This window comes from Streptomyces sp. BR1 (assembly GCF_052373795.1).
Taxonomy (GTDB): domain Bacteria; phylum Actinomycetota; class Actinomycetes; order Streptomycetales; family Streptomycetaceae; genus Streptomyces.
In genome coordinates, this window is the sequence record NZ_CM126252.1 from 2,279,838 (window position 1) to 2,296,130 (window position 16,293).

General features: G+C 69.9%; 17 protein-coding genes. 10 read left to right on the plus strand and 7 right to left on the minus strand.

Annotated features, from left to right (window positions below; genetic code table 11):
* Window positions 1–2: 2 nt before the first annotated feature.
* Both ACT1U9_RS09515 and ACT1U9_RS09520 read right to left on the minus strand, forming a co-directional pair.
* Complete coding sequence (locus ACT1U9_RS09515; RefSeq protein ID WP_444537913.1) at window positions 3–1,157, minus strand: tyrosine-type recombinase/integrase; 1,155 nt, start codon at window positions 1,155–1,157, stop codon at window positions 3–5.
* A gap of 21 nt (window positions 1,158–1,178) precedes the next feature.
* Window positions 1,179–1,682, minus strand: coding sequence for a helix-turn-helix transcriptional regulator (locus ACT1U9_RS09520; protein ID WP_444537914.1), 504 nt, complete (start codon window positions 1,680–1,682; stop codon window positions 1,179–1,181).
* A gap of 121 nt (window positions 1,683–1,803) precedes the next feature.
* Here ACT1U9_RS09520 and ACT1U9_RS09525 point away from each other — a divergent pair, with 121 nt between their 5' ends.
* From ACT1U9_RS09525 to ACT1U9_RS09540, 4 genes are all read left to right on the plus strand, one after another.
* Entirely contained in the window at window positions 1,804–1,998 is a 195-nt protein-coding gene (locus ACT1U9_RS09525) for a helix-turn-helix transcriptional regulator (RefSeq protein WP_444537915.1), read from the plus strand.
* A 724-nt stretch (window positions 1,999–2,722) separates the two neighbouring features.
* On the plus strand, window positions 2,723–3,892 hold the full coding sequence (locus tag ACT1U9_RS09530; protein ID WP_444539052.1) for a DUF3631 domain-containing protein: 1,170 nt from the start codon (window positions 2,723–2,725) through the stop codon (window positions 3,890–3,892).
* Window positions 3,893–4,216: 324 nt separating this feature from the next.
* Window positions 4,217–4,798: a hypothetical protein gene (locus tag ACT1U9_RS09535; RefSeq protein WP_444537916.1), complete on the plus strand. Its 582-nt coding sequence runs from the start codon at window positions 4,217–4,219 to the stop codon at window positions 4,796–4,798.
* Complete coding sequence (locus ACT1U9_RS09540) at window positions 4,788–6,503, plus strand: relaxase/mobilization nuclease domain-containing protein (protein WP_444537917.1); 1,716 nt, start codon at window positions 4,788–4,790, stop codon at window positions 6,501–6,503. Before ACT1U9_RS09535 ends, ACT1U9_RS09540 begins: the two co-directional genes overlap by 11 nt.
* 11 nt (window positions 6,504–6,514) lie before the next feature.
* Here ACT1U9_RS09540 and ACT1U9_RS09545 read toward each other — a convergent pair whose 3' ends face one another.
* The 5 genes from ACT1U9_RS09545 to ACT1U9_RS09565 all read right to left on the minus strand — a co-directional run bounded on the left by ACT1U9_RS09545 (window position 6,515) and on the right by ACT1U9_RS09565 (window position 9,948).
* Window positions 6,515–7,228 carry a hypothetical protein gene (locus tag ACT1U9_RS09545; RefSeq protein WP_444537918.1) on the minus strand — a complete coding sequence of 238 codons (714 nt, stop codon included), beginning with the start codon at window positions 7,226–7,228 and terminating at the stop codon, window positions 6,515–6,517.
* A gap of 16 nt (window positions 7,229–7,244) precedes the next feature.
* The gene (locus ACT1U9_RS09550; RefSeq protein ID WP_444537919.1) at window positions 7,245–7,934 is read right to left on the minus strand and encodes a pentapeptide repeat-containing protein; all 690 of its coding nucleotides are present in this window, start codon (window positions 7,932–7,934) and stop codon (window positions 7,245–7,247) included.
* A 38-nt stretch (window positions 7,935–7,972) separates the two neighbouring features.
* The gene (gene amcA / locus ACT1U9_RS09555; RefSeq protein WP_444537920.1) at window positions 7,973–8,152 is read right to left on the minus strand and encodes a multiple cyclophane-containing RiPP AmcA; all 180 of its coding nucleotides are present in this window, start codon (window positions 8,150–8,152) and stop codon (window positions 7,973–7,975) included.
* Complete coding sequence (gene amcB, locus ACT1U9_RS09560) at window positions 8,130–9,260, minus strand: cyclophane-forming radical SAM peptide maturase AmcB (RefSeq protein WP_444537921.1); 1,131 nt, start codon at window positions 9,258–9,260, stop codon at window positions 8,130–8,132. The genes amcA and amcB overlap by 23 nt, the downstream gene beginning before the upstream one ends.
* A gap of 190 nt (window positions 9,261–9,450) precedes the next feature.
* Window positions 9,451–9,948 (minus strand): ATP-binding protein, encoded by a 498-nt coding sequence (locus tag ACT1U9_RS09565; RefSeq protein ID WP_444537922.1) that lies wholly within the window; start codon window positions 9,946–9,948, stop codon window positions 9,451–9,453.
* A 240-nt stretch (window positions 9,949–10,188) separates the two neighbouring features.
* On the opposite strand from ACT1U9_RS09565, the gene ACT1U9_RS09570 reads away from it, so the two are divergent.
* The 6 genes from ACT1U9_RS09570 to ACT1U9_RS09595 all read left to right on the plus strand — a co-directional run bounded on the left by ACT1U9_RS09570 (window position 10,189) and on the right by ACT1U9_RS09595 (window position 16,285).
* Complete coding sequence (locus ACT1U9_RS09570; RefSeq protein WP_444537923.1) at window positions 10,189–11,451, plus strand: helix-turn-helix domain-containing protein; 1,263 nt, start codon at window positions 10,189–10,191, stop codon at window positions 11,449–11,451.
* The gene (locus ACT1U9_RS09575) at window positions 11,448–12,008 is read left to right on the plus strand and encodes an NUDIX domain-containing protein (protein WP_444537924.1); all 561 of its coding nucleotides are present in this window, start codon (window positions 11,448–11,450) and stop codon (window positions 12,006–12,008) included. The genes ACT1U9_RS09570 and ACT1U9_RS09575 overlap by 4 nt, the downstream gene beginning before the upstream one ends.
* Before the next feature lie 87 nt (window positions 12,009–12,095).
* Complete coding sequence (locus ACT1U9_RS09580; RefSeq protein ID WP_444537925.1) at window positions 12,096–12,683, plus strand: GNAT family N-acetyltransferase; 588 nt, start codon at window positions 12,096–12,098, stop codon at window positions 12,681–12,683.
* A 447-nt stretch (window positions 12,684–13,130) separates the two neighbouring features.
* Entirely contained in the window at window positions 13,131–14,009 is an 879-nt protein-coding gene (locus tag ACT1U9_RS09585; protein ID WP_444537926.1) for a helix-turn-helix domain-containing protein, read from the plus strand.
* A gap of 132 nt (window positions 14,010–14,141) precedes the next feature.
* Window positions 14,142–15,740, plus strand: coding sequence for a hypothetical protein (locus ACT1U9_RS09590; protein WP_444537927.1), 1,599 nt, complete (start codon window positions 14,142–14,144; stop codon window positions 15,738–15,740).
* On the plus strand, window positions 15,740–16,285 hold the full coding sequence (locus ACT1U9_RS09595) for a hypothetical protein (RefSeq protein WP_444537928.1): 546 nt from the start codon (window positions 15,740–15,742) through the stop codon (window positions 16,283–16,285). Before ACT1U9_RS09590 ends, ACT1U9_RS09595 begins: the two co-directional genes overlap by 1 nt.
* The last annotated feature ends 8 nt before the right edge of the window (window positions 16,286–16,293 follow it).

Here is a 16,293-nt window from a genome sequence, read left to right on the forward strand (position 1 = left end):
GGTCAGGCCGTCTGACCTGCGGTTTCGCGGGTCAAGTCGCCCGTCTGTCCGCACCCGGTCCGCAGGCCGCCGAGAACGGCGTCCATGACGGTCCGGGTGCGGTCTTCTTCCCCCGGCCAGAGGTGCGCGTAGGTCCGCAGGGTGATGACGGCGGACGCATGGCCGAGAACGAGCTGGACCTGCTTGACGCTTGCCCCGCCAGCGATCAACGCGGAGGCGTAGAAGTGCCGCAGGTCGTGGGTCACCATGTGCGGCAGCTCGACGGGCTTGCGGCCCTCGCGCTCGGCCGCCTCGTTCTCCGCCGCTTGCAGCGCCTTACGGGCGCAGTTCCATTCGGTCTTCCAGCGACGGTAGTTGAGGGGCTCGTACTCCTCCATTGTGAACAGCCACTCTTTCGAAGGCCGCGCGGCGAGATGCGCGAGGAGTGCGTCCGTGACGACCTCACCGACCGGGACCGTGCGCCGGGACTTGCCAGTCTTCGGCGGACCGATCAGGCCCGACTGGAGACGCTGGCGCTCGACGCGGATGGTGCCGTTCTTGAAGTCGACGTCCGAGACCTTCAGGCCGAGCAACTCGCCTATGCGCAAGCCTGATCCGGCGAGGACGACGATCGCCGCGCGGAGGTACGGCGGCATGACAGCGGCCATCGCCGCGACCTGCGCGACCGTGGGCGGAGTGATCTCCTCGTCGAGGATGAGCGGGAGGGTGATCCGCTTGCAGGGGCTCGCAGGTATCACCTTGTCCTCAACGGCGGCCGTCATGACACGAACGAGGACGTCATAGACGTTGCGCACACTGCCCGGCCCCAGCTGCTCGGAGAGCTTCTTGAAGAGGGCCTGAATGTGGGTCCTGCGCAGAGACGCCATCGCGTAGGAGCCGAGTGCGGGTACCAGATGCACCCGCAGTGCGTTGTCGGTGATGCGGGTGCCGGCCTCCCCTGCGATCTGCTCGCCCTCCCACTTCGCCGCGTACTTCTCGAAGGAGATCTTCCCGGCGCGCGGGTCAACGTACAGGCCGGTGACCATGCTGGTCGTGACCTCGTCGAGCCACCGCTGGGCGTCGAGCTTGCGGTCGAAGTGGCGAGCGTGCTCCTTGCCGTCGAGGTCGCGATAGCGAGCCCGCCATTTGCCGTTGGGGCGCTTCTGGATGTTCGCCAAGTGGGTTCCTCTCGTTGGGGATCAGCGGTAGTAGGCACCGTGCTCGATGTCGTCGGTCAGGGTGCGAGCGTCGCGCTCGTCGCCCATGAGGCGCAGGCACTGCTCGTGGATGGCGCGTGAACTGTCGGGGTGCGCCTTGATGTGCTCGGCGATCGCGACGACGGCGTGGTGCAGGCGGTCCTGAACGTCACGGGACTCGTAGAACGCTTCGACGGCTTCCTGCACGAGCCGCCTGCCGTCGACGTCCAGCCCCTCCAGGGGCGGGGACATCAGTTCTTCGAGAGGGAGCTCGAAGACTCGGGCGAAGCCGAGCGCCTCGTCGAGGTTGATACGGCGGCGGGGGTTGCCGTTTTCGATGCGCCAGACGGCGGTCTGGTTCAGCTTCACGCCAGCCTTGGTCACACGCTCCGCCAGTTCGGTGGTACTCCACCCCCTCACCTCGCGCTCCAGTGCCACACGCGCAGCCACGTTCCCTTCGCTGTAGAGCAGCGGCACCTCGCCGCCATCCGCCTTGTCACCTGCCATCGGGCCTCCATCCTTGACCATCGTTACCCAAATTGAATCATAAGCTAGCCGATTTGGCTAACCGGTGATCGCGTGGTACCACTTACTCATCACGAATTGCCCGCTAGTCGATTGGAAAAATTTGCGACACCTGACCACCTCCGAGGTGGCCGAGCGCTACCGCACGTCCGAGAGCACGGTCCGCTACTGGCGCCAGATCGGGAAGGGCCCGCGCGGCATCAAGATCGGGAAGCGCGTGCTGTACCCCGAGACGGAGCTGCTGCGCTACGAGCAGGCGCTGGCCGAGGGGCAGGGCGAGTGGGGCTTGGCCTCATGAGGCGCCGACACGGCCGCACATGACAGCGGCCCTCGGCGAGCCAACGCCGAGGGCCGGAGATTCCCCAGCAGATTGCCCATCCCTGAACGAACGAGCTGGTGAGGGGCGGGACCTTGCCCGTCCTGCCTCTCACCGGAGAGGAACGTCTATGGAGGACTCTACGTCCTCGCGCATTTCGAGCGCATCCCCCGATCCCTCCGTGGTGGGGACCGAGCCCAAGGTGACCTGGCCGCCGGTGGCGGTGCCCGGCCAAGGGATTGGTCCGCGTGATGCGGACCGCAACGACGGCCGGTCCGCCGGACCGCACACGCCGGACGGCGCTGGTCCGCAGACTGGTCCGCAGCGTGCGGTAGTCGCGGACCGGACCGCCGAGGCCACGCCGACCGCACTATCGTCGCCGGCCCGGATACCCGCACCTGTGGAAGACGCGCAGGTCAGTGGCGCGCGGACCGGACCGGGTGCTGCGGACCAGGATGGTCCGCACGAGGTGAAGCGGTCCGCTCCTGCCGGTCCGGTGGTCCGCGACAGTGCCGACCAGGGATCGGATACTGGTCCGCACGACCGGAACCGGGTCGGTATCCCCGCCGCTGAGCGGACCAACGTCCCCTCACCAGACCATGCTGGCGGACCAGACCAAGGCCCGCAGGCCGGTCTGGAAGAGCCGTCCAGACCGGCGTACGACGCGGAGCCGACTTCCGGTGACGGGGCTGTGGTGCTGGATGAGTTGCGGTCGGCGGTCGGCAAGTACGTGGTGCTGCCCAGCGAGGAGGCGCTGACCGCAGTCACCCTGTGGGTGGCGGCCACGCACATCCAGACCGCTCTGCAGCACGCGCCGCGTCTGGCGATAGTGAGCCCGACGAAGGGCTGCGGCAAGTCCCGCGTCCTGGACGTGCTCCACGAGACCGTGCATCAGCCGATGATGACCGTGAACATCTCCACGGCGGTCATCTACCGCGTCATCGGCAAGAACCCGCCCACCCTGCTGGTGGACGAGGCCGACACTATCTTCGGCCCCAAGGCGGGCGACAAGGAGGACCTGCGCGGCCTGCTGAATGCCGGACATCAGCGCAACCGGCCCGCCTGGCGCATCTCCGGCCCCGAGCACAAGCCGACCCCGTACCCGACCTTCGCCATGGCCGCGCTCGCGGGTATCGGCGACCTCCCGGACACGATCATGGACCGGGCAGTCGTGCTGCGGATGCAGAAGCGCAAGACGGGCGAGAAGGTCGCCTCATTCCGCTTGCGGCATTCGGTGCCGGAACTCAACGTGCTGCGCGACAAGCTGGCCGCCTGGCTGGGCCCGCTGCGTAGCGAGGCTGCCCGCATGATTCCGGACATGCCGGTGGAGGACCGGGCAGCGGACACCTGGGAGCCGCTGGTCATCGTCGCCGACCTGGCCGGCGGCCACTGGCCCGCCCGCGCCCGCGCCGCGTGTGTGGCCATGACCCGGCATGAGGCCGTGCAGGACGAGCAGAGCAGCCTGAAGACACGGCTGCTGCGCGACATCCACCGCATCTTCGAGGCCAACGGCAACCCCGTGGCCCTGCCCTCACGGGACCTGGTCGCCGCCCTGATCCAGGACGCCGACGCCCCGTGGGCGGAGTACGGCACCAAGGGCCTGAACGCCTACCACCTGGGCAACCTGCTGCGGGACTTCGGCATCAGCCCGGCCAACTACCGCTTCGACCAGGGCAGGCAGGCCAAGGCGTACATGCGCAACCGGTTCCTGGATGCCTGGGCGCGCAACTGCCCCGACCTCACCGAGGCGGTACCCGAGCCCGCACCGGACGAGGCGGCTGCCCGCCCGGCCCAGGGCAAGCCGCCCGCCGCCCCGGCGGGATCGCTTCCCATCGGCCTGCCCGGCGGCCCCGCCGGACCCAAGCGGACCCTCTGACCCCACCGGGGCCGTAGTCCGTATCACTGCGTCGCGTCCGTCCCCGCGCAGGTCAGCGCGGGGACGGACTCTCCCGCCGGGACGCACTTCTCCGTACCTGCCCGGATGTCCGTACCTGCGCTGACCAGGCACGCGACGCATGCGACGGACGCGACACCGCCCCCACCCCCTCATCACCGGAGCACCACCGTGCACACTGACAACGACACCGACCCCGCCTCCTCCCGCCACCGGGGATGGTTCGGCCTGAGCCGACGAACAGCAGCAAGCTGGAGCGTTCGAGCCCCTAACGGGGCTTCGTCCGCGCTTGCCCCCGCCCCTGGGGTGGCGGAGGTGGAGGCCGGGCGCCAACGGGCGCCCGAGCCGGAGGGGGTGGCCGAGCCCAGCGCCGACAGCACCGAGCAGCCCGCTGCCGACGCCGCCCCGCACGACGAACCGCCCGCCGATGACCGCCCGCCCGTTGAGCAGCCCTCGTGGCGTGAGCCCGACGCCCCCACGCTGCCCGCGCGGATGAACCGCAAGCGCACCACCGAGAACCGCGACCAGGACAAGAAGATCCGCTTCACCCCGACCGCGGTCCGCATCATCGACGCCGAGGCCAAGCGGCGCCGTCAGAAGTTCGCCGGGTTCGTCGGCGATGCCGCCCTGGCGGTCGCGCTCGGCAAAGCCAACATGGCAGGCAGTCCGGAGGACGACCCGATCCGCCCGCTGGTGGAAGCCGTCGAGGCGCACACCAAGGCGCTGAACCGCATCGGCACCAACCTCAACCAGATCATGGGAGCCATCCACTCCGGCGCAATCCCCGAGCGCACCGAAGCCGTACTCGACCGCATCGACCAGGCGGCCCAAGCCAGTTACGAGCTGATGGACCAGCTTCTAGCGGAAGGGGCCGCACATGGTGCCTGACGTCTCCACCGGCTCCAGCACCCTCGGCCTGATCAACTACCTCTTCGGCAAGGGGCGGCGCGACGAGCACACCGACCCCCACATCGTCGCCGCCTGGGACATGGCCGGCGCCCCCGACCCCGGCCGCGACCCGAGTGCCACCTACGCCCAGCTCGCCTGTCGCCTCGACCACCATGTCGACCTGCGCATCCGCGAACTCGGCAAGACGCCCCCACAGCACGTGTGGCACTGCCCGGTGCGCACCGCCCCCGGTGACCGCTACCTGACCGACGCCGAGTGGGCCGAGGTCGCCCGCCGTGTCGTCGCCGCCACCGGCATCGCCCCCGAGGGCGATGACCAGGCGTGCCGGTGGATCGCGGTGCGCCACGCGGACGACCACATCCACATCCTGGCCACCACCGTCCGAGTCGACGGCCGCCGCCCGCGCACCAACCGCGACGGGTGGCGGGCTCAGCAGGAGTGCCGGAAGATCGAGGCCGAGTTCGGGCTGCGCCGCCTCAAGTCCGGTGACCTGACCGCGCCCAAGACGCCCACCGGGGCGGAGCGGGCCAAGGCCGCGCGCCTGGGCCAGGACGTGACCGCGCGGGAGTGGCTGCGCGAGCAGGCGTACGCGGTCGCCGCTGCCGTGCGCAGCATTGACGACTACTTCGCCGTCCTCACCTCGCTGGGCATTCAGGTGAAGACCCGCGTCGGCCCCGAGACCGGCGAGGTGACCGGCTACAGCCTGGCCGCCCCTGGCGACACCATCTACTTCGGCGGCTCCAAACTCGCACCCGACCTGTCCTGCAACCGCCTGCGTGAACGCATCCCCAGCCAAGAGGTGGCCGACCGACCGGAACCTGTGGCGGATGTGGCGGACACGTGGCGTCGTACCGAATCCGCCATGCGCACCGCCCGCACACTTCTCGATACAGACGATGACGCCGTGGCCCAGGGCCACCTGGACGCCTTCGCTGACACCCTGCACAACCTGGCCCGCGCTACACCCGGCCCGCACCAGGCGGAACTGCAAGCTGCAGCAACGGCGTTCAACCGCGCCCGCCGCTCGGCGATCCGGGCCGACCACCAGGCCGCCGACGAACTGCGCCAGGCGGCCAGGGAACTCGCCTACGCCCCCAATCTCCCCGGCGGGCTCGCCATCGCCTTGGTCTTCACCGCTCTGCACCTGGCCCGCGCAGCAGCCCACTGGCACGAGCAGCGCGGCCACGAGCAGCAGGCAGCCGCAGCAGAGGAAGCCTTCCGCCACCTGCAGGCGAGCTATCGCCAAGCTGCTGAGCCGGTTCTGGCGGATCTCACCCGACGCGCCCCACGCCAGCAGACCATCAATCACTTCGAGGCCGCGGTGCGCCAGGCCGTCCCCAACCACGCCGACCGCATCCTCACCGACCCCGCTTGGCCCGCCCTGGCCACCACCCTCGCCCGCGCCCAAACCGCCGGCCACAACCCCCGCCAGCTCCTTGCCCGGATCGCCGCTGAACGCGAACTCGACACCGCCGAGCGGCCCGCCGAGGTCCTCAACTGGCGCATCACCGCCCAGCCGAACAAGCGCGCACAGGCAGCACGCACGCCAAGCACCCGCAGCACCACGACGGTCACGCCCGCACCTCAGTCCGCGCGGATAGCGGGAGCATCCCAGTCGGATCACCCCGTACCCAGCTCAGACCGTCCTGCCGGTCCTGCGGGCTCGATCGGGCATCACCGCTGACGGACCATGGCTCACACCAGGGAGGGGAGGGTCCCACGCGGCCAGTGCCCGAGCCAGAACGCGGCGGTGGACGACTCTGACTGCGCCTCCGTGGAGCCGTCGTGCGGGATGAGCTCGGTGGGGGCGATGTAGCCCTCACCGGGCTCTAGGCGGAGGCGGAAACACAGCACCAAGTGGCCCTCAATGACGTACTGCCGCAGGTCGTCGGTGTGCGGGTAGCGGTGTTCGAAGTCCTGGTGGACGGCTCGGCAGATGGCGCGGATGTCGAGGTCGGCGAGGAGGAGGTAGCGGGTTCCGGGGCCAAGGTTGAGGCACAGGCGACGGCGGCCGGTGTGCTTGGCCGCGTACGACAGCCGGTCCCAGTTGTCGACGTGGAGGCCGATGCGGCGGCCGTACTCGTGGTTTCCGGTCGTAGTGAGGGCATCGGCGGGCGCGCGGGCCTGGCCGAGGTGGAGGGCGGCCGGGTCGCCCAGTGGTTCGGCGAGGGCGGCGAGCGGGCCGGTGGGTTGCGGCACCTGGACGAGTTCCACCAGCGTGCTGTCGCGGGCCTGGGCTGCGGCGGCGGTCAGGTCCCGCGCGGTCTCGTCGGAGATGGCCGTCCAAGGACCGGCGGGGACGACCGCGCCCTCCTCATACGGGGAGTCTCCGCGCATCGTGCGCAGGGTGGTGACCTCGCAGCGCTTGCGTAAGGCGGCAGGGTCGATGGCCGCGATGGCCAGGGTCATGCGGGGTTCCTCCGCATCATCGGGGTTCGTCGAGGTCTTCGCCGTACGTGACCTGGAGTTCGGCGAGGAGGGCCTGGGCGAGTTCGAGCTGCTGGGTGCGGTCGATGATGACCTTGGAGAGCCTGGCGACGCCGAGGAGGCTGCTGAGGTCGTTGCCACGCAGGTCCAGGCCCTTATAGCGGCCCTTGGCGAATTCGGTCAGGCGCAGGGTGCAGCCGTCGAAGATGCCGTCGGTGAGGTCGCACTCGGTGAAGGACGCCTCGGTCAGGACGCACTGGGAGAACACGACGGGGCCGGTGGCACGGAGGCCGGAGAAGGCCGTGTAGTCGAGCTTGCAGTTCTCGAAGAGGACGTCATCGAGGGTCAGGTCGTCCAGGACGCCGCCCATGATCTTGCAGTTACGGAAGGCGACCCGGGAGAGTTTGCTCTTGCGCCACTGGGCCGAGCCGAAGTCACAGCCACTGAACTCGATCGAGTTCAGATGGAGTTGGTCCAGGCTGGCGCGTCCGGTGCGCAAGTCGGTGATCCGGCCCCGCAGGAGCTGGGTGTCCGCGAGGTCGAGCATGCGCAGGTCGGCGTCGGCGTACTGGAAGTCCTGCACGGCGCCCCGGCCGCCTTCGAGGGACTGGACGTTGGACAGGTACAGGCCGGGCTCGTCGAGGCCGGGCAGGGTCAGCGTCACTCGACCGAAGGTGCGACTGTCCACGGTCGTACTCCATCTCTCCGGCGGCCAAGGTCCGCCGGCTAGCTCTTCTTGTTCCAGTTGTCCCAGGTCGGACGGTTGTCGAACGCTGGGGTGGCGTTGGACCAGGTGGGCCGGTTGTCGAACTTCCCCACTAGGACGGTGGGTGGTGCCATACCTATCAGTGCACGGAGGCGGTCGGCCGCGTTGAGCACGAGGTCAGTCGCGGTGGGTTCGGACATGGCGGGTGACTCCTTCGAGTAAGGCGATCTTGGTGGTGATGCAGTAGGCGGTGCGGGTGCCGTCGAAGCGGCCGTGGTGTTCGAAGTAGCGATTGGCCGGGTGGCCGCCGCCGCAGAAAGCGAAGGTCGGGCAGGTGGCGCGGCAGGTATCAACCCCTTGCCAAAACTCCGCCAGCCACGGGGTGCGGTCGGTGGCCTCGGCCAGCAGCTGGTCCAGCTCCTGGTGCAGGACGTTGCCGGTGGTGAAGTCGCCAAAGCGGTCGTCAGTGAACCCCGCCAGTTCTGGGGAGAGGAGGACAACGCCTCCGTCGTACGCGATCGTCGGGAGCGGGTCCCACGGCTGGGTAGCCGGGCCCGGTACCCGCTCACCACCGAGGACCGCGCTGGCGAAGTCGAGCACACGCGAGACCTCACGGAGCTGGATGACGGGGTTGGCTTCCCAGGCTGCGGTGAGGGCCGCCCAGAACTCGGTGGCCCGCGCCGGATCCGGTGCCTTCCTAGCAGTGTTCGCGCCCTCCTGTTCCTCGACGTTGACGCCGAGAGAGTGGCAGCCGAGGTCGGCGAAGAAGTCGTAGAGGGCAAAGGCTCGGGCAGGGTCGGGTTCGGTGACGACGGCAATGGCGGAGAACGGGATGCCGTGGGTGCTGAGCCGTTGGATGCCCCGCATGATCACCCGGTGGGCCGGATGTCCGGCGCGGGTGACGCGGTGAGAGTTCATCTCCGCCGGACCGTCGATGCTCACCCCGACGCCGACGTCGTGCTCCAGGAGGAACTCGCACCAGGCGTCGTCCAGGAGCGCGGCGTTGGTCTGGATGGTGTGCTTCACCCCGGTGAATGGGGCCATCAGCTTGCCCAGGTGGTCGCGGCTAGCGGAGAGCGGCTCCCCGCCATGCCAGACCACCTCGAACAGCGGGTCTCGTGCCGCCCAGCCGTTGACCGTGCTCGCCACAGCCTGGGCCACTGCCTGCGGCATGAGGTGCTGCTGCTTGCGGAACGGTAGGTAGCAGTAGGTGCAGTCCAGCGGCTGGCACAGCGTCGTCGGCTGCATGATCACCGCTCGGGGTACGGCCGCGAGGCGTCTGGCGAGCTGAATGTCCGTCGTCGTCATGGCTGTTCCTCTCGCGTCAGGTCGTGGTCTGCGGTACTGACCGGGGTGGGCTGGGCACGGGCGAACAGGTCCGCTGCATGGGGAGACAGGAGGGCCGCGGATGGGGTCACCCACAGGCCGAGCACGGCCGCGAAGAACCCCACCCCCGGGCCCCTGATCGGCTCTCGCGCGGCGGCATGACGCCCGCCGCTCACAGGCCGACGACCGCTGCCAACGGGCGCGTACCAGGGACGTACGGCCGTGGTGTGAGCGTCTGGAGTCGGCGCCGTAACAGCGCGGCGCGTGCCGGGGGTGGTACGGGCACCTCGAAGGCGGCCCATACCTTCTTGCCTTTGCCGGTGGGCTCCCAGTCATGTTCGGCAGCCAGGGCCGCGACCAGGGCGAGCCCGCGCCCGCTCTCGTCGTCGGCGGTGGCGTCGATGCGGCGTGGGGGTTCGGGGCTGCTGTCATGGACGACGAGCAGGAGCCGTCCTCCGTCTTGGTCGTAGTAGAGGCCGACCATGGCCAGGCCCTCGCTGTGCACAACGGCGTTGGTGATCAGCTCCGAGGCGACCAGCTTGACCGCCTCGCGCTTCTCCGCATTCAGCGGTACGCCCCAGCCGTGGAGCTGCGTCAGGACGCGATCACGGGCGAAGGCGACAGCGGAGGGATCTCCAGGAACGGCGATGCGGGCTCGGCGCGTGGGCATGAGGACTGCTCCTCGGCTGGGGGCGGACGGCGGCTCCCTCTCCTCGGGGGACGGGAAGAAGGAGCCGCCGATCGACGCCGCCGGAGCCAGCGGCAGGCTGCGGATGGGAGGCTCCGAACGGCGAGATCCAGTTAAGGACCGGCCCCCGCATGCGCGAGACTCCGCCAGGTGACCCCAACTCGGAGTCACCCCACGCTCGTTGGTCATAGCCTCGAACCAGCCGCGTACGGGGGAGAACCCATGAGCCACCCACCACGAGATCCACGCAACGTCGTCGCCGGCCTCCTCGGCGACGAACGGCTCCTCGACGCCTGCGCCCAGCGCGACATGGGCGCGCTGTTCCGCCTCCTCAACCACCGCGGCATCAGCACCCGGCGCATCGCCTCTGCCGTGGAGATCACTCAAGGGCGGCTCTACGACTACATGAACGGCAAGAGCCGGGTCGAAAAGCTCGTCATCTTCGAGCAGATCGCGGACGCCTTCCACATCCCCGGCCGCCTCCTCGGCCTGGCCCTCCGCCCCTGGGAACCCACCGCCACACCAGCCCCCAGCCACTCGCCCCCGGTCTCGGCCGACGAGGACGACGTGGCCGCGATGGACGCCTTCCGCAACGCCGACCGCCAGACCGGCGGCACCCGCCTGTACGGCGCCGTCGTACGGCACCTGACCAGCAACATCGCCCCACGCCTGGTCGACGCCGACAGCAACCCGCAGGTCTTCGCGGCTGCCGCCGCACTGACCGAGATGGCGGGCTGGATGGCCCACGACTCCGGCCGCGACGACCTCGCCGAACGCCACTTCACCCGCGCCCTGCCCCTGGCCCGCACCTCCGGCGACCATGCCCTGGCCGCCAACATCGCCGCCAGCAACAGCCACCTCGCCCTGCAGACCGGCGACCCCGCAGCCGCCGCCCACTGGGCCGCCACCGGCCTCGACATCCTCGGCCACGGCCCCAGAATCCCCACCCTCACCGCCCGCCTGCACACCATGAAGGCCAGGGCCCTGGCCGCCGCCTCCCAGACCACTCCTGCGGCACGGGCGCTCTCCCAGGCCCACCAAATGCTGGAGACGGCCGCCGAGGCCGAGCACCCCTGGCTCAGCCCGTTCGACGCCGCCGCCCTCGCCAGCGAATCCGCCCTCATCCACCGAGACCTGCACGAGTACGACGCGGCTCTGGAGCACGCCGAACAAGCCATCGCCCTACGGGAGACCGGCCGCGCCCGCTCCCTCGCGCTCAGCCGGATCACTTTGGTCGGTATCCACATCCACCGGCGCGAACTGGATGCCGCCTTGCACGTGGGCTTTGACCTGCTCACCGCCGACCCGGCCCTCGGCTCGGTCCGTGTCGTCCACCAACTCGACATGCTTCAAGACCTGTTGGCACCGCATCGCGGATACCCGCCGGTGCGGGACTTCCTGGCGCGCTTCGCCGACGTACGGCGAGCCAGAATGCTGTTGCTCGCTGACATCATCCCGCCGCCCAGCAAAGGCACCGCACCATGAGGCCCACCCCCGCCGACCCCGACGCCTGGAACGCCTACCTCGCCGAAGGCAACGCCACCCAGGCCCGCAAGCGCGTCGCCGCCGACGTCCTCCTACGCAACCCCGACGGCAACATCCTCCTGGTCAACCCCACCTACAAACCCGGCTGGGACCTGCCCGGCGGCATGGCCGAACCCAACGAGGCCCCCGACGACGCGGCCCGCCGCGAGCTACAGGAAGAGCTCGGCCTCGACGCCCCGCTTCACAGGCTGCTCGTTGTCGACTGGGTGGCACCCCACGGCCCGTGGGACGACCAGATCGCCTTCATCTTCGACGGAGGAACCCTCGACCACGACCAGGCCGCTGCCCTGCGCCCCCAAGATGAGGAACTGTCCGAGCTGGCCTTCGTCCCGCCGCACCAGGCCGGCGCCTTGCTACGGGACCGGCTGAGCCACCGGCTCGGAGCCGCCCTCGACGCCCTCGCCGACGGCCACCCTCGGTACCTCCGTGACGGTCGGCCGGTCCTGCCTGCAGTGCCACACGTCGGTGACCGCCAGGGGGATCAAAGCGCGCGCTAGTGCTGTGACCGTATTGGTTCGCCGGGTCGATGGTCGGGTACCGGGTAGCGGGTTCTGTCCGGTGTAGGGCTGTGGCACGATGCCGCGATGATCACCTCACCCATACCGCCCGTCGTTCCCGCAGGCCACATGGCCAAGATGGAACAGCCCGTGCTCGCTCTCCCTAGTGGTCTGGAGCTGCGTCCCTGGCGTGTCAGCGACGCCGACGCTTTGGTAGCCGCCGCTCAGGAACCGGACATTCGCCAGTGGAACCGACTCTTCGTGACGTCGCAGGCGGAAGCACGAAAGCGAATCGAGCGCATGCACGAGCGTTGGCAGAACGAGCAGAGCGCGATATGGGCCATCGCCCAGCCCGATGGTGGTCAGGCCGTGGGCTTGATCGGCTGGGGTGACATCGACCTCCAGGGCGGCAGCGCCGAAATCCTGTACTGGCTCCTACCCGCAGGACGTGGCCGCGGCGCCATGGCCGAGGCCACGCAGCGCGTCAGCCGATGGGCGTTCGACGACCTTGGTCTGCACCGGCTCCGGCTGTGCCACGCGGCGGCCAACTCGGCATCGTGCCGAGTAGCGGAGAAGGCCGGCTTCACCGTCGAGGGCACGATGCGCAGCGCCCTGCTGCACGAAGACGGATGGCACGACGAGCATCTGCACGCCCTGGTCCACGGCGACATCTGATTCCTGTGACGGGCGGTCAGGCCACCGGGTTGAGGGAGCACCCTGCCCCGCGCCAATCACAGCCTGCGCCAGCAGTCCGCACACAGTCCGCAAGACACCCGATCAAGACCGTCGCGACCCGTCGCCAGCAATCAGGAAAAGGCCAGGTCAGCGACCCACAGCAATGATCGCTGCAGGTCGCGGACCCGGCCGATTACTTGGAGACCAAGAAGGCCTGATCCAGGCGACGTGGAAGAGGCCCGACCGGAATATCCGGTCGGGCCTCTTCTCGTTTCCGCACTCGCACAGTTTTCCGTCACCCCGAACCTTTCTTCACACCCGCCCCGGAGCACCTGCCCGGAAACGACACCCTCCGGGCGGGGTACGGGCAAGGTGGTCGGAGAGAAGCTGGATACGCACAAGGCGACGGTCGCGCGCACAGGGCCCGGCCGAGCACGAGGGGGACTTTTGGCGCTCCACTTAGGACGCGGCGGCATCACGGCCGGTCCCGGCGTCCGCTTCGCCCGGGCGGGCGGTCTGTGGCGTGTCACCCGGCCCTGGCATCCGGGCCTGCGCCCGTTCCTGCGCGGTTACGCCGGTTACTGGGACGCCGCGACCTCGCCGTACCAGGTCCGTCTGGTCCCCACCGGCAGCGCCGTCGTGGTGATCAGCCTCGCGGAGCCGTTCGCGCAGGTCAGACGGTTGGGGTTACCGGGCGAGGGCAGCGGCCGGATCGGCTCGCTGGTCGTGGGTCTTGAGGACAGACCCACGCTGGCCGGGCACCCCGGCGGCCAGGAGGCGATCCGCCTGGAGCTCACGCCGCTGGGCGCGTACCGCCTGTTCGCCATCCCCATGGGCGAGTTGACCAATCACGTCGTCGAACTCCACCACATCCTGGGCCCCTCCGGCGCCGTCCTCGTCCAGCGCCTCGCCGCCACCCGTGACTGGGCCGAGCGCTTCGACCTGCTGGACTCGGCGCTCCTTGCCCGACTCGACCTCGGCCCGGACCCCGCGCCCGAGGTCGGCCACGCCTACCGGCTGCTCGTCGGCACCGCCGGGACGATCCCGATCGCCCGGATCAGCGCCGAAGTGGGCTGGAGCAAGAGCTACTTGATCCGCCGGTTCACCCAGCAGATCGGCCTCACCCCCAAGACGTACGGCCGGGTCATGCGCTTTCACCGCGCCATGGGGATGCTCGCCCGGGGCGGTGCGAGCCTGGCGGACACCTCGGCGGTCTGCGGCTATTACGACCAGGCCCATCTCAACCGCGAGTTCCGCGCCCTGGCCGGCACCACCCCCGGCCGGATGCTCCGGGCCCGCCGGGTGGAGGGGGCGCTGACGCTGTGAAGACGAGACCCGTGAGAGCGAGGTCAATTTTGTCCAAGACGCATACGGCCGTGGCCGATACGGTCCCCCCTCGCTGGTGGTGGTCGATGAGACGCCCCAGTACCCGATTACTTTCGTGGGACAGGGGGCCACATGCCCGATACGCATCCTGAGCCCGGCGCCACCCGCACCGAGGCGACCCGGCTGCTGTGCGCGGGCGTCTACCTCGATGCCGACTTCCGCCGCCGGGTGATCGAGGAGCTGGTCCAGCACGAGGAGCGCCCGATCGCCCTCTCGCTCGGCATCGACGCGCTCCCGGTCCTCGCGCACGCGCTGCGCGCCCGCCGCAAGGAGGCGGAGACCGCGCTCATGCTGCTCGGCATCTGGGCCGTGTTCATCACACTCTGGTTCGCCGGGGTCGGTTCGGACCGGATACTGCCGCTGCCCGGCTGGCTGGCGTACGCGGTCGTCTGCTTCATCCTCGGAGCCGTACGCGCCGGGACCGGTCTCGGCGTCGCGGTCTTCACGCTCGACCGCACGATGGTCAAGCAGGCCACCCGGGGCCGTTTGCAGATGCTGCTGCCGCTCATCCCGTTCATCGTGGCGCTCGTGTACTGGGTGGCCGCGCTGTGGGCGCTGTTCAGCGGCCAGGACGCCTGGACGGGCGTGGTGTTCCCGCTGTTGCTCGTGGTGCCCGTGTGGGCGTATCGCGCGGACGTCACCACCATCATGCGCCACGAACTGGGCTCCGAGGCCTACCCCGGCACGCGCCGCGAGCTGCTGCCGCACCGCTTCGCGCGCATCGGCGCGGCCATCGACCGCGAGCAGTACGCGTCGCTCACGATCTACGACCCGTTCCGCCCGTTCATCGGCGCGGGCAAGCCGTACGCCGAACAGTGGTCGCTGGTCATGGAGTTGAAGAAGCGCAAGAACACGGAGCCGGAGAACGGGGCGGGCCCGCTCACCGGACGCGAGGTCATCGACCTCATCAAGCCGCAGCTCGAAGCCCTGCGCACCTCGGCGGCGGCCACCAGCCGCGACCGGCTGCGCGAGCTGGAAGTGGACGAGTTCGTCTATCTGCCGACCGGGGTGGCCCGCTGGCAGGTCGACTACGGGCAGCCGACCGTACGGCGCCACCTCGACGAGGCCGTGGGCGAGGGCGGCGAGGCGCGCCGCCACTTCCTGCGCATCCGGATCGGCACCTGGGACGAGCAGGTCGTGGTCTCGGTCCTGGTCCGCGTCCACACCCAGGGCGGGATGCTGGTCCTGGAGGTCGTGCCGCATGTCCTCACGCCCGTACGGCTGGAGTTCCGGGCCGTCGACGTGATCGAGGCGCGCGGCGACGGCGACGTCCTGCGCGACACCGTGCGCGGTCTGCTCGCGGCCCCGACCGCGAACTTCGCCGCCGCGACCTCCCTGGTCCGCACCGCCGCCGCCGAGTTCCGCACCTGGCTGGCCAACCCCCAGCACGCCCTGCCGGACGGACCGGCCACCTCCGTACGGGAGTTGGGGAGCACGGCCGATCTGTCCGTCTTCCAGGACATGGACGTCAAGCGGTACGTACGCACGGTGCAGGACCGGATCGCGAGCGGCGTCCGGGAGGCGCTGCGCGCCAAGAACTACGAGACCGGCGACTTCGAGCAGCAGATCGTCACCGTGAGCGGTGGCGGCGTGTTCATCGGGGCGATGAGCGGCGGCGCGGTCGCGACCGGCGAACAGGCGTCGGCGACGCACAGGGAAGGCGACAAGTGATGGCACAGGACCCGCAGACAGACGCGGAGACGGACCCGGAAACACCCCCGGCGACCAGGAGTTCGGCGTCCGGCGGCATCTCGATCGGGGTGATGACGGGCGGAGCGGCGGCGACCGGGGACCGGGCGTCCGCCGAGGACCGCTCGCGGCGCGCGGGCACGCCGACGCCGCCGCCCTCGTACACCGGCGCACCCACGAACGTCCCCGGCGGCATCGGCATCGGGGTGATGACGGGCGGCGCTGCGGCGTCGGGCGCCGACGCCAAGGCCGTCGACGCCTCGGAGCAGCTGCTCGACGCACCGCCCGAACTCGCCATGACCGTACGGATGTTGCGCGAACACCTCGGCATGCTCAACCGGACGCCGGACATCGCCGAACTGGACGACGGGCTGAACGAAATCGAAGAAGGGGTGACGTCGACCGGTCAGGTGCGGCGCGACCGTCTGCAGTGGCTGCGCGACCGGTTGACTCTCGGTGCGACGGCCGCGGCGGGGCTCGCCTCGGCCACGGCGGTCGTCGAGACCATCGCCCAACTGACCGGCTGAACCGGGAA

Bases quoted from the DNA above. Each gene is read 5' to 3' on its own strand.
- ACT1U9_RS09520 (WP_444537914.1), bottom strand. From the start codon at position 1,682: ATGGCAGGTGACAAGGCGGATGGCGGCGAGGTGCCGCTGCTCTACAGC.
- ACT1U9_RS09540 (WP_444537917.1), top strand. From the start codon at position 4,788: ATGGTGCCTGACGTCTCCACCGGCTCCAGCACCCTCGGCCTGATCAAC.
- ACT1U9_RS09545 (WP_444537918.1), bottom strand. From the start codon at position 7,228: ATGACCCTGGCCATCGCGGCCATCGACCCTGCCGCCTTACGCAAGCGC.
- amcA (WP_444537920.1), bottom strand. From the start codon at position 8,152: ATGTCCGAACCCACCGCGACTGACCTCGTGCTCAACGCGGCCGACCGC.
- amcB (WP_444537921.1), bottom strand. From the start codon at position 9,260: ATGACGACGACGGACATTCAGCTCGCCAGACGCCTCGCGGCCGTACCC.
- ACT1U9_RS09565 (WP_444537922.1), bottom strand. From the start codon at position 9,948: ATGCCCACGCGCCGAGCCCGCATCGCCGTTCCTGGAGATCCCTCCGCT.
- ACT1U9_RS09570 (WP_444537923.1), top strand. From the start codon at position 10,189: ATGAGCCACCCACCACGAGATCCACGCAACGTCGTCGCCGGCCTCCTC.
- ACT1U9_RS09575 (WP_444537924.1), top strand. From the start codon at position 11,448: ATGAGGCCCACCCCCGCCGACCCCGACGCCTGGAACGCCTACCTCGCC.
- ACT1U9_RS09580 (WP_444537925.1), top strand. From the start codon at position 12,096: ATGATCACCTCACCCATACCGCCCGTCGTTCCCGCAGGCCACATGGCC.
- ACT1U9_RS09590 (WP_444537927.1), top strand. From the start codon at position 14,142: ATGCCCGATACGCATCCTGAGCCCGGCGCCACCCGCACCGAGGCGACC.
- ACT1U9_RS09595 (WP_444537928.1), top strand. From the start codon at position 15,740: ATGGCACAGGACCCGCAGACAGACGCGGAGACGGACCCGGAAACACCC.